This is a genomic window from Variovorax sp. PBL-H6 (genome assembly GCF_901827155.1).
Taxonomy (GTDB): Bacteria; Pseudomonadota; Gammaproteobacteria; order Burkholderiales; family Burkholderiaceae_C; genus Variovorax.
Genome location: NZ_LR594659.1, coordinates 4,355,839 through 4,367,841, shown reverse-complemented (window position 1 = coordinate 4,367,841; position 12,003 = coordinate 4,355,839). Strand labels below are relative to the sequence as shown.

Below are 12,003 nucleotides of genomic sequence, written 5' to 3'. Positions count from 1 at the left end.
TCCCATGTCTGCACTCTTCGAAGCGACCGCCTTGGTCGTACCGTTTGAAAACCTGAGAATGACCGACGTCGAGTCGGTGGGCGGCAAGAACGCCAGCCTCGGCGAGATGATTTCCCAGCTCCCCCAAGGGGTGCGAGTGCCCACCGGTTTCGCGACCACGGCGCATGCGTTCCGGCAATTCCTGGCCCATGACGGCTTGGCCGATCGCATCAGCGAAAAGCTCAAGAGCCTGGATACGGAAGACGTTCGCGCTCTGGCCACGGCTGGGGCCGAGATCCGGGCCATGGTCGAGGCTCAGCCCTTTCCCGCCGATCTGGCGCAGGCGATCACGGCAGCGTTCGCCACGCTGAGCGCAGGCAATACCGAGGCCTCTTTCGCTGTGCGCTCGTCGGCCACGGCGGAAGACTTGCCCGACGCCTCCTTTGCCGGTCAGCAGGAGACCTTCCTGAACGTGGTGGGCATCGACGACGTGCTCCACAAGATGAAGGAAGTGTTCGCCTCTCTCTATAACGATCGCGCTATCAGCTACCGCGTCCACAAGGGCTTTGCCCACGACGTGGTGGCGCTGTCGGCTGGTGTGCAGCGCATGGTACGTAGCGACCTCGGTGCCGCAGGCGTGATGTTCACCATCGACACGGAGTCCGGCTTCGACGGAGTCGTCTTCATCACCTCCAGCTACGGGCTGGGGGAAACGGTGGTGCAAGGCGCCGTGAACCCGGACGAGTTTTACGTGCACAAGCCCATGCTCAAGGCGGGCAAGCGCGCAGTGATACGCCGCAATCTCGGCTCCAAGCTCATCCAAATGGAATTTGCCACTGCCGCCGAGAAGGCGGCCAGCGGCAAGCTGGTAAAGACGACCGACGTGCCGACTGAGCAGCGCAACCGCTACTCGCTCACCGATGCCGATGTGGAGCAGTTGGCCAAGTATGCGTTGGTCATCGAGGAACACTACGGCCGCCCGATGGACATCGAGTGGGGCAAGGACGGCACCGACGGGCAACTCTACATCCTGCAAGCGCGCCCCGAGACCGTGAAGAGTCAGCAGCAGGGAAAGGCCGAGCAGCGCTACAAGCTGCTCGCCAAGGGCGCCGTGCTGGCAGAGGGCCGCGCCATCGGCCAGAAGATCGGCACGGGACCGGTGCGCCTGGTCCACAGCATCGGCGAGATGGACAAGGTCCAGCCTGGGGACGTGCTGGTGACCGACATGACCGACCCGAACTGGGAGCCGGTGATGAAGCGTGCCTCCGCAATCGTCACCAATCGCGGCGGACGCACCTGCCATGCCGCGATCATCGCGCGGGAGCTCGGCATCCCGGCGGTCGTCGGCTGCGGCGACGCAACCGATCTGCTCAAGGATGGCACCCTCGTCACGGTGAGCTGCGCAGAGGGCGACACCGGCTTCATCTACGACGGCCTGCTCGAGACCGAAGTGACCGAGGTCCAGCGCGGCGAGATGCCGGAAATCGACATTAAGCTCATGATGAACGTGGGCAATCCTCAACTGGCGTTCGACTTCGCCCAGCTGCCGAATCACGGGGTAGGGCTGGCGCGGCTTGAATTCATCATCAACAACAACATCGGCGTGCATCCCAAGGCGATCCTTGATTACCCGAATGTCGACGCCGACCTCAAGAAGGCCGTCGAATCGGTTGCTCGAGGCCATGCTTCCCCGCGCGCGTTCTACGTCGACAAGGTCGCCGAGGGAGTCGCCACTATCGGTGCGGCCTTCTGGCCCAAGCCGGTGATCGTGCGCTTGTCGGATTTCAAATCCAACGAGTACCGCAAGCTGATCGGCGGCAGCCGCTACGAGCCGGAGGAAGAGAACCCGATGCTCGGCTTCCGCGGCGCGGCACGCTACCTCAGCGAAGATTTCGGCGAGGCTTTCGCGATGGAATGCGAAGCCCTAAAGCGCGTACGCAACGAGATGGGCCTGACCAATGTGCAGATCATGGTGCCTTTCGTTCGCACGCTGGGCCAGGCAGCGCGCGTAACCGAACTGCTTGGTGACCACGGCCTCAAGCGTGGGGAAAAAGAACTCAAGCTGATCATGATGTGCGAGGTGCCCAGCAACGCGATCCTTCCGGAGGAGTTCCTCGAATTCTTTGATGGCTTTTCGATCGGCTCGAACGACCTGACACAGCTCACGTTGGGACTGGACCGGGATTCAGGCTTGGAACTTCTGGCGGCAGACTTCGACGAGCGCGACCCCGCTGTCAAAGCCTTGTTGGCGCGCGTGATCAAAGCCTGCAAGGAGAAGGGCAAGTACGTGGGCATCTGTGGACAGGGTCCCAGCGACCACCCCGACTTCGCCGCTTGGCTGGCTGAGCAGGGCATCGAATCGATCTCGCTCAACCCGGACAGCGTGATCGATACCTGGCAGCAGCTGGCGCAGCGCTGATCAGCCGTCGAGGGTGCGGCGGGGTTGGTCTTGTCCCGCCGCATTACAACTTTCGTCACAACTCGGGGCTGTAATTTTCCTGTCAGCTTCCGCTTCTCGCAAGTAGATGCTTCTTTGATGTCAAACTTGGCGCCTACCTGGAGGGAGCCACTCGGGGGATTGTTCGACAAGGGCCGATTCGAGCCTGAGAGCGCCCTGATTTCACATGAGGACGCCATGATTCTTGTGAAGACTGACGCCGGTCAGCAGGTGTTCAAGGACCGCTCGGTCCGCCTCACGCCGCGCCAACGCTCCGCCTTCATCCTGTTTGACGGGAAGCGTTCGGTGAGCGATGTGCTCCAGGCCGGCATGGGAATTGCCCGAGCGGACATCGACCAGATGGTCGAACTCGGCTTGCTGGGGCGAGTCGGGAGCTCGGCGGATGCAGCGAATGCCGGGACTGTAGCGGTCCCACCCTCTGGGCCGATCTCGACCCAAACCGTGGACGACCCCGGGCAATCGCAATCGACGATGTCTGGCTTATCTGTAGACCCAGCGGAGCGCTCGAACCAGCAACGCTACAAGGACGCCTATCCGATCGCAACGCAGCTCACTGGCAGCCTCGGCTTGCGCGGTTTTAGGCTGAACCTGTCGGTTGAAGGCAGCTCGGCCTACGAGGACCTGCTTGCCCTGGCACCGAAGATACGCGCGGCCGTGGGAGCGGACAAGGCCGCGCCGTTTGACCGTGCCTTGGGAATCTGACGGCGGCGCGCCAAGGCACTCCAGAATGGCGGTGGCCTGCTACAATAGCCGGCTTTGCCTTGCCACACTGCGACTGACGCTGCGGGTGGCTTTATCCCTTCCACGGAAGATCCACAAGGAGTGCCATGCGTCACTATGAAATCATTCTGCTGATCCATCCGGATCAAAGCGAGCAAGTTCCGGCCATGCTGGAGCGCTACAAGGGCATGATCACCGCCGGCGGCGGAAAGGTCCATCGTGTCGAGGATTGGGGGCGTCGCCAGCTGGCCTACCAAATCAACAAGCTCAACAAGGCGCACTATCTGTGCGTGAACATCGAGGCCGAGCAAGCTGTGATGGCCGAACTCGAGCATGCTTTCAAGTTCAACGATGCCGTTCTGCGCCACCTTACGGTCGTCAAGAAGAAGGCGGAGACCGGTCCCTCGTCGATGATGAAGACGGTGGAGCGCGAAGAAGCTCGCAAGGCCCAACAGGCCGAGTACGCCGCCAACAACAACTGATCGTGTGAGCGCTGCCGCAGTTAATCAGCTCATGCTGACTGCCTGCGTTGCCGAACTCGGTGCCTTGCGTTTTACGCCTGCCGGCGTGCCCGCCATTGATTTACGGCTCGAACACGAGTCGATGGTGACCGAGGCGGCCCAGCCCCGGCAGGTCAAGACGGTTCTGAAGGCCGTTGCGTTCGGCACAGTGGCCGAGCGGCTCGCGAAGCAGGCGTTGGGAAGTCTCTGGCGTTTCCAGGGCTTTCTGGCCACACCGCGCAACGGCAAGCACCCAGTGCTCCACATCCAGGATTTTCAGCAAGATTAATATTCAAGAGGTCCCACAATGGCCACGTTCAAGAAGTTCAACAAGGACAAGCGTCCGAAGCGCAACACCCAATCGCTGCTGTTCAAGCGCAAGCGCTTCTGCCGCTTCACTGTCGCTGGTGTCGAAGAAATCGACTACAAGGACATCGACACTCTGCGCGATTTCATCAGCGAGAACGGCAAGATCATTCCCGCGCGCCTGACCGGCACGCGCGCAATCTACCAGCGTCAGCTCAATACAGCGATCAAGCGCGCCCGCTTCCTTGCGATGGTGCCGTACAGCGACCAACATCGCGTTTAAGGAGGCGAACATCATGCAAGTCATTCTTCTAGACAAGGTCGTCAACCTCGGCGTACTCGGCGAAATCGTCAAGGTCAAGGACGGCTACGCGCGCAACTTCCTCATTCCCTCGGGCCGCGCGCGCCGTGCTACCGAAACCAACAAGGCTGAGTTCGAGGCCAAGCGCGTCGAACTCGAAAAGGCCGCTGCCGCCAAGCTGACCGAAGCGCAGGCGCAAGGCGAGAAGCTCGGCGGCTCCGCTGTCAAGCTGACGCAGAAGGCCGGTGTCGATGGCCGCCTGTTTGGTTCGGTCACCAACCAAGACATCGCGGACGAGCTCAACAAGCAGGGCTACAAGGTCGCGAAGTCGCAGGTGCGCATGCCGAGCGGTCCGATCAAGACCGTCGGCGACAGCACTGTCAGCGTCGCGTTGCATACCGACGTGGTGGTCGACATCACTGTCACGGTTTACGGCGAGAGCGCTTAACACCTTCGACGACGAGAAAACAAGGTCGCCGCTGCGACCTTGTTCTTGTGGGGCCGCCTTCGGGCGGCCTTTGTTTTTTGCAGCCGCAGTTGTCCCTCGCGCTGCACCGATAAGTCACCGCTTATCCACAGCCTTATCAAGTGACGTAGCCGATCGTGCGCCTTAGCATGTGCGGCTGCAAGGAAGTTCATGTCCGCCGTCTTCTCCTATGCCGACAACGACCCGTCGGCCGATCGTCAAATCGCACAGTTGCGCATCCCGCCCCATTCAATCGAGGCGGAGTCGAGCGTGCTCGGTGGCCTCCTGCTCGACAACGGCGCCTGGGACCGCATGGGAGATCTGCTGGTAGACGGTGACTTCTACCGCCATGAGCACAAGCTGATCTACGCAGCCATCGGGGCGTTGATTAACGCCAGCAAGCCAGCCGACGTGATCACCGTCTTCGAGCAGCTGCAGAACCTGGGCAAGGCCGAGGAGGTCGGCGGGCTGAGCTACCTCAATTCGCTGGCGCAGTACGTGCCGAGCGCCAGCAACATCCGCCGGTACGCCGAGATCGTGCGCGAGCGTTCGATCCTGCGCAAGCTGGTGAGCGCGAGCGATGAGATCGCCACCAATGCGTTCAACACGCAAGGCAAGTCCGTCGACAAGATCCTCGACGAAGCCGAGCAGAAGATCTTCAACATCGGCGAGGAAGGCTCGCGTATGAAGCAGGGGTTCCAGAGCATGGAATCCCTGGTGGTCGAGTTGCTCGACCGCGTAAGCGAGATGGCGGAGAACCCGAACGACATCACGGGCGTGCGCACCGGTTTCTACGAGTTCGACAAGATGACCTCGGGCCTGCAGCCCGGGGACATGATCGTGCTGGCCGCGCGGCCGTCCATGGGCAAGACCTCGTTGGCGATCAACATCGCCGAGCACGTGGCTCTCAACGAGGGGCTGCCAGTGGCGGTGTTCTCGATGGAAATGGGTGCCTCCCAACTTGCGGTGCGTATCGTCGGCTCCATCGGCCGCATAGACCAGGGCCACCTGCGCACCGGCAAGCTCAGTGACGAGGAATGGCCGCGCCTGACCGAAGCCATCGAAAAGCTGCGCAACGTGTCGTTGCACATCGATGAGACGCCGGGGCTGACCACCAGTGAGCTGCGGGCGAACTCGCGTCGCCTTGCGCGTCAGTACGGGCGGCTCGGCCTGATCGTTGTGGACTACCTTCAGTTGATGAGCGTGTCCAGCAGCATGAACGACGAGAACCGCGCGACGGCAGTCGGCGAGATCTCGCGCGGCCTGAAGATGCTGGCCAAGGAGCTCAAGTGCCCGGTGATCGCCTTGTCGCAGCTCAGTCGTGGGGTGGAGAGCCGAACCGACAAGCGTCCCATGATGAGTGACCTGCGCGAGTCCGGCGCCATCGAGCAGGATGCCGACTTGATCATGTTCATCTACCGGGATGACTACTACAACAAGGACAGTAAGGAGCCTGGGGTGGCCGAGGTGATCATCAGCAAGCACCGCAACGGCCCCACCGGCACTGTCAAGCTGGCCTTCCTAAAGCCGCTCACGAAGTTTGAGAACCTAGCGAGCAGCGGCGACGATTTCTAGATCTACTGCAATTGCGACGGCCGAGGTTCCGCCGGATCTTGTTGCAGGCGCCGAAGCATCTCGGCTAGCGTCTTGCCGGGCTCATCGCGAAAGCGCTCCGGCAAGACCTCGATGCAATCGATGCGGTCGAGGCGGAACCCGCGAAAGTCCTCCCGCAGCTCGCACCACGCCGAGAAGGTCCAGACCCGGCCCCAATAGAAACAGCCCAGCGGTCGCACGACGCGCTGGCTCGGCGCGCCACTGACGTCGTGGTAGTCCATGCGCAGCTTGTTGCGCGACTGAACGGCTTCGCGCAGCGTTTGCAGGCGCAGCCGCGTTCCATCGTCCAGGGCGAGCGCAGGCGCGAACAGCGCCAGGCTCTCGGCCGATACCCGCGCGGCCGGAGGGAGCACCGACAGGATCTTGCCGAGCGCAGTCTGGATGTCCTTTGCCATGGCCGGATCGACCCAGCTCTGGGCGAGGCGCGCCGACGCCACCAGCGCTGCGGCCTCATCGTGCGTGAACATGAGTGGCGGCAGGTCGAAGCCCGCACCCAATCGATAACCCACACCGGCCTCGCCCTCGATCGGCACGCCTTGGCGCTGCAAGTCGGACACGTCGCGGTAAATGGTGCGGTCCGATACCTCCAGCCGCTGTGCGAGAAAAGCGGCGGTGGTGAGGCGCCGGCCGCGAATCAATTGAACAATCTGGAACAGGCGGTCGGCGCGGCGCATAGGGATGAATGGTCAAGGTCGGGCGAGTTTGTTCGCGAAGTCTTCCACGAAATTGGTGCCGCACCCACCCTCATGGCCCTCGAACTATTGCACTTGCGATCTCACGCGCGTATCACGCCGATGTGAATCGCGACCTGGTCGGGGCCGCTGTAGGCTTCGAAATCGCTGCGATAGCTGCGATGGATGTCGGGATGCCGCTCGAAGTACTGCCAGATCGACTCCCAGAGGGAGAGCACCATCTGCGGCATCTGGCCCCGACCGGTGAAGACGAGGTAGTCGCCGGCTTCCACGTTCACAGCGAAAGGCGCGCCCGAGACCGCGACGCCGGTGGTCAGGTCGAAGGCACCATGCGCGTCGGATTCGTAGGCGGAATACACGCCGTAGAGCCGCATGTCGTTGACTCGGTTAGGTGTCACGGCGTATACGCGTTCGTCGAAGAAGCGCGTCCAGAGCTTGCCGATGCGGGCCGAGTGCTGCTCGTGCTCGGCGTGGTTGCTGGTGCGCACGGTGAGGCCGGCGATATTGAAGCCTCGATGGCGTTGAAGCTCAGGTTGCATGGTTCTCTCTCCAGGTTCGTTTCGTCTCGAAGTGGGCGCCGGGGCTCCTGAGACGCTCAGTGCGTCGGCGATCCAGTGCGTGAAGTCGAGACGCCATGCTGCGCGCTGGCTCCTGACAACGTCGTGTCAGCAGCCCAGCCGGCTTGTCAGCCAGCGCGAGTTACAGTACCTCGCTCGCGAAATCAGCCAGCCGCGAGCGCTCGCCGCGTGCCAGTGTGATGTGGCCGCTGTGGGGCCATCCCTTGAACTTGTCGACGGCAAAGGTCAGGCCGGATGAACCTTCGGTGAGGTAGGGCGTGTCGATCTGCGCCAAGTTGCCCATGCAGATGATCTTGGTGCCCGGGCCTGCGCGCGTAACCAAGGTCTTCATCTGCTTCGGCGTCAGGTTCTGCGCTTCGTCGATGATCACGTACTTGTTGAGAAAGGTGCGGCCCCGCATGAAGTTCATGCTCTTGATCTTGATGCGGCTGCGGATCAGCTCGTTGGTAGCCGCGCGTCCCCACTCGCCAGCGCCGCCGCCGTCGCCCTTCGCCAGGAACTCGAGGTTGTCGTCGAGCGCGCCCATCCATGGACCCATCTTCTCCTCCTCGGTGCCAGGAAGGAAGCCGATGTCCTCGCCCACGCTCACGGTCGCCCGGGTCATGATGATCTCGGTGTAGCGGCGATCGTCCAGCACCTGAGTCAGGCCTGAGGCCAGCGCCATCAGTGTCTTGCCGGTGCCGGCTGTGCCGGTCAGGGTGACGAGGTCCACCTCCGGGTCCATCAGCAGGTTCATGGCAAAGTTCTGCTCGCGGTTGCGGGTGTTCACGCCCCACACGGCATTCTTGATAGAGCCATAGTCCTTGAGCGTCTTGAGCACAGCCGTCCTGTCGCGAATCTCCGTCACGCGGGCATACATGCTGGGCTCGCCCGGGGCTTCGAAATACACGAATTGGTTGATGTAGAGGTTGGGCACGAGCGGACCGCTGACGCGATAGAAGGTGCTGCTGCCGCTTTGCCAGCTCTCGATCGGCTTGCTCTGGCGGGTCCAGAAGTCGGGTGGCAGTGCCAAGGCGCCGGAATAGAGCAGGTCGCCATCTTCCAGTGTCTTGTCGTTCTGGTAATCGTCCGCCGCCAACCCGAGGGCGCGAGCCTTTACCCGCATGTTGATGTCCTTCGACACCAGCACCACCTCCTGTTTGGCGCGCCCCGGCTCGTCCTTGGCGTAGAGGTCCCGCAATGCGTGGACTACGCCGAGGATCTGGTTGTCGGCTTTGCCCTGCGGCAAGCTTGTCGGCAGTGAGTAGTCCAGTGGATCGGTCTGGAAGAACAGCTTGCCCCCGGCCTCTCGATGGCCAGTCGTATCGAGTTTCAGCCCCTTGCCGATGTCGGCGCCCTGCGCTGCGGCGAGCGCATCCAGCGTGCGGCTGGCCTGGCGACCGTTGCGGGCCACCTCGGTTGTTCCCTTCTTATGCCCGTCGAGCTCCTCCAGCACGATCATCGGCAGGAAGATGTCGTGCTCTTCGAAGCGGAACAGGCACATGGGGTCGTGCAGCAGCACATTGGTGTCCAGCACGAACAGCTTGGCCGGGCCATTGGCTTTGCCGCGCTTCGTCTTGATCGGGCTGGCTGCTTCCTTGGCTGCCGTTGCGGGGCGACGCTCCTCCTGGCTGCGCGTCACTGGCGTGACGGGCAGCGGGGCTTTGAGGCTCTGCAGGGCCGGGGCCTCGACGGCAACACTACCTTCTGCTGCGCGCCGATCGAATAATTCGAGCGGCTGAGGTCCGCTGGACCGGGTCTCTTCGGCATGCCGATCGGAGGAGCGACGGCCGCCCTTCCCGTGCAGGGAACGGGCAGGTGCGTCGTGCGCGTCTGGCGAAAGCAGTGCAGCGCGTTTCGTGGGTGCGGGAGGCAGGGGCATGGGGCGGTTCGCTCGCAGGAAAGAAAGGGCCAGAAAGCGAAAAAGCCGCCTGAAGACCCAAGCGGCTTTGTTCGGTGGATGCGGTCGCGGAGCTCAACGGCATGGAACCATTATGCACATCGGCTGCGACAGGTTCCGTGATCGTTGCGCATCGCCAACGCGTGCTGGCAAACGCTCACGCATGTTGCCGATCAGGCGATTACTTCTTGAGCGTCTTGACGGCCTTGAGGACTTCGTCGACATGTCCTGGTACCTTCAGGCCGCGCCATTCGGCCTTGAGCACGCCGTCTGCCCCGATGAGGAAGGTGCTGCGCTCGATGCCCTTGACCTTCTTGCCGTACATGATCTTGTTCTTGACGACACCAAACATGTGGCACATCTTCTCTTCGGTGTCGGCAATCAGCTCGAAAGGAAGCTCGAGCTTGGCCTTGAACTCGTCGTGCGACTTCATGTTGTCGCGGGAGACACCGAAGACGGTGGCTCCGGCCTTCACGAAATCCTTGTAGCGATCGCGGAATTGCATCGCTTCGGTCGTGCAACCTGGCGTATTGTCTTTGGGATAGAAGTACATCACCAGCACTTGCCCGAGGTGCGAGGTGTTCGATACCTTGATGCCGCCGGTGGCGTTGGCGTCGAATTCAGGGATGGGTTTGTTGACAACGATCGCCATGAAACTTGTTTTCTCCGTTTGATTCCATGTTCGAGTCGGGCTTTTGGCACTTGCTCGCGGCTCACGCCTCAAGCGCTCGATACGATGGAGATTGGTCGTTGCTCGACTGGGCAGCTCCCTGAACGTTTACTGGGTGGGGCCCCGGTTCGCAACCCACTATTTTAGCTTGAAACGCTCCTAATTAACCATCGTCGGGTCTCTCGATCAGCAGAGCTGCGACCACGTGCCGGCCTTCGCCTGCCAGGATGTTGTAGGTACGGCAGGCCGCGCCCGTGTCCATGGTCTCGACGCCCGTGCGGCAAGCCATCAGCGGCTGGATCCACGCGGGCTGCGGGAAGCGGATGCGGGCACCGCTGCCGAAGATGACCAGTTCGGCGCCCAGCGAAGCCAGCTGCGCGAAATGCTCGGCGCGCAGCTCTTCGAAGCGGCTGCAGTCCCAGGCAAAGCGCTCGCCGCGCGAGCCCACCACCACGCTGTTCTCGATGCGCTCGTGGTTGACCGCCACCCAGCCAGGACCATGCGCCGTCAGGGTCTGCGCATCGGATTTGTCGGGCTGGAGCTTCATCGAGGAGGGGCGGGAACTGTGGTCAAATTATAGGTTTTCTCCCGCGCACCCAGCCCCTGGAGGGACTTTGAAACCGCTCAAGAAATCGGCCAAGCTGGCCAACGTGCTCTACGACATCCGCGGTCCCATCATGGACGCTGCGAAGCAGATGGAGGAAGAGGGCCAGAAGATCATCAAGCTGAACATCGGCAACCTCGCCCCGTTCGGCTTCGATGCACCTGAAGAGGTGCAGCAGGACATGATCCGCAATATCGCGGTCTCCTCCGGCTACTCGGACAGCAAGGGCATTTTTGCGGCGCGCAAGGCCGTGATGCACGAAACCCAGAAGCAGGGCATCGCCGGCGTCACCCTGGACGACATCTACCTCGGCAATGGGGCGAGCGAACTGATCGCGATGGCCGCCAACGCACTGCTCAACGACGGCGACGAACTGCTGCTTCCCGCGCCCGACTACCCGCTGTGGACGGCCGTCGCGAGCCTCTCGGGCGGCAAGCCGGTGCACTACCTGTGCGACGAGGAAAACGGCTGGATGCCCAGCCTGGCTGATATCCGCGCCAAGATCACGCCGCGCACCAAGGGTATCGTCGTCATCAACCCCAACAACCCCACGGGCGCGCTGTACTCGGACGAACTGCTCAAGGGCATCGTGGCGATCGCGCGCGAGCACGGGCTGGTGATCCTGGCCGACGAGGTCTACGACAAGGTGCTGTACGACGGCGTCAAGCACACCGCCATCGCGAGCCTGTCCAAGGACGTGTTGACGCTGACTTTCAACTCGCTGTCCAAGAGCTACCGCTCCTGCGGCTACCGCGCCGGTTGGCTGGTGGTCTCGGGCGACAAGAAGATGGCCCAGGACTACATCGAGGGCCTGAACATGCTCTCGAACATGCGCCTGTGCCCCAACGTGCCGGGACAATGGGCGATCCAGACCGCGCTGGGCGGCTACCAGAGCATCAACGACCTGGTCGGCCCCGGCGGCCGCCTGAGGCACCAGCGCGACCTGGCCTACGAACTGATCACGGCGATACCTGGCGTCAGTTGCGTCAAGCCCAGCGCCGCGCTCTACATGTTCCCCCGCCTCGACCCGAAGATGTATCCGGTCGAGGACGATCGCCAGTTCTTCCTCGAGGTGCTGAAGGAGACCCGGGTGATGCTGGTGCAGGGCACCGGCTTCAACTGGTCGACGCCCGACCATTTCCGTATCGTGTTCCTGCCCCATGAGGAAGACCTGCGTGAGGCAATCCAGCGAATCGCCGACTTTCTCGAGCGCTACCGCAGCCGCAACGCCTAGCA

The 12,003-nt window shown here is 62.3% G+C and carries 13 protein-coding genes; 8 read left to right on the top strand and 5 right to left on the bottom strand.

Annotated features, from left to right (window positions below; translation table 11 throughout):
* Nucleotides 1-4: 4 nt before the first annotated feature.
* The 7 genes from ppsA to dnaB all read left to right on the top strand — a co-directional run bounded on the left by ppsA (nucleotide 5) and on the right by dnaB (nucleotide 6,305).
* Nucleotides 5-2,398 carry a phosphoenolpyruvate synthase gene (gene ppsA, locus G3W89_RS20645; protein ID WP_162575931.1) on the top strand — a complete coding sequence of 798 codons (2,394 nt, stop codon included), beginning with the start codon at nucleotides 5-7 and terminating at the stop codon, nucleotides 2,396-2,398.
* 216 nt (nucleotides 2,399-2,614) lie between these two features.
* A complete protein-coding gene (locus G3W89_RS20640; RefSeq protein ID WP_162575930.1) occupies nucleotides 2,615-3,139 on the top strand; it encodes a hypothetical protein in 525 nt (174 codons plus the stop codon).
* Between the two features lie 125 nt (nucleotides 3,140-3,264).
* Nucleotides 3,265-3,639, top strand: a complete 375-nt coding sequence (gene rpsF, locus G3W89_RS20635) for a 30S ribosomal protein S6 (protein WP_068683060.1) — start codon at nucleotides 3,265-3,267, stop codon at nucleotides 3,637-3,639.
* Nucleotides 3,640-3,670: 31 nt separating this feature from the next.
* Nucleotides 3,671-3,946, top strand: coding sequence for a primosomal replication protein N (gene priB / locus G3W89_RS20630; RefSeq protein ID WP_162577568.1), 276 nt, complete (start codon nucleotides 3,671-3,673; stop codon nucleotides 3,944-3,946).
* 18 nt (nucleotides 3,947-3,964) lie between these two features.
* Nucleotides 3,965-4,246, top strand: a complete 282-nt coding sequence (gene rpsR / locus G3W89_RS20625; RefSeq protein WP_007830781.1) for a 30S ribosomal protein S18 — start codon at nucleotides 3,965-3,967, stop codon at nucleotides 4,244-4,246.
* Nucleotides 4,247-4,259: 13 nt separating this feature from the next.
* Complete coding sequence (gene rplI / locus G3W89_RS20620) at nucleotides 4,260-4,712, top strand: 50S ribosomal protein L9 (protein WP_162575929.1); 453 nt, start codon at nucleotides 4,260-4,262, stop codon at nucleotides 4,710-4,712.
* A gap of 189 nt (nucleotides 4,713-4,901) precedes the next feature.
* Nucleotides 4,902-6,305, top strand: coding sequence for a replicative DNA helicase (gene dnaB, locus G3W89_RS20615; RefSeq protein WP_162575928.1), 1,404 nt, complete (start codon nucleotides 4,902-4,904; stop codon nucleotides 6,303-6,305).
* Between the two features lie 2 nt (nucleotides 6,306-6,307).
* On the opposite strand, the gene G3W89_RS20610 is transcribed toward dnaB, so the two are convergent.
* The 5 genes from G3W89_RS20610 to G3W89_RS20590 form a co-directional block, all read right to left on the bottom strand.
* A complete protein-coding gene (locus G3W89_RS20610) occupies nucleotides 6,308-7,018 on the bottom strand; it encodes a helix-turn-helix transcriptional regulator (protein WP_162575927.1) in 711 nt (236 codons plus the stop codon).
* A 101-nt stretch (nucleotides 7,019-7,119) separates the two neighbouring features.
* The gene (locus G3W89_RS20605) at nucleotides 7,120-7,575 is read right to left on the bottom strand and encodes a GyrI-like domain-containing protein (protein WP_162575926.1); all 456 of its coding nucleotides are present in this window, start codon (nucleotides 7,573-7,575) and stop codon (nucleotides 7,120-7,122) included.
* A gap of 160 nt (nucleotides 7,576-7,735) precedes the next feature.
* The gene (locus G3W89_RS20600) at nucleotides 7,736-9,475 is read right to left on the bottom strand and encodes a PhoH family protein (RefSeq protein WP_162575925.1); all 1,740 of its coding nucleotides are present in this window, start codon (nucleotides 9,473-9,475) and stop codon (nucleotides 7,736-7,738) included.
* A gap of 199 nt (nucleotides 9,476-9,674) precedes the next feature.
* On the bottom strand, nucleotides 9,675-10,145 hold the full coding sequence (locus G3W89_RS20595; RefSeq protein WP_162575924.1) for a peroxiredoxin: 471 nt from the start codon (nucleotides 10,143-10,145) through the stop codon (nucleotides 9,675-9,677).
* A gap of 181 nt (nucleotides 10,146-10,326) precedes the next feature.
* On the bottom strand, nucleotides 10,327-10,710 hold the full coding sequence (locus G3W89_RS20590) for an Mth938-like domain-containing protein (RefSeq protein WP_162575923.1): 384 nt from the start codon (nucleotides 10,708-10,710) through the stop codon (nucleotides 10,327-10,329).
* Nucleotides 10,711-10,777: 67 nt separating this feature from the next.
* Here G3W89_RS20590 and G3W89_RS20585 point away from each other — a divergent pair, with 67 nt between their 5' ends.
* On the top strand, nucleotides 10,778-12,001 hold the full coding sequence (locus G3W89_RS20585) for a pyridoxal phosphate-dependent aminotransferase (protein WP_162575922.1): 1,224 nt from the start codon (nucleotides 10,778-10,780) through the stop codon (nucleotides 11,999-12,001).
* Nucleotides 12,002-12,003: the final 2 nt, after the last annotated feature.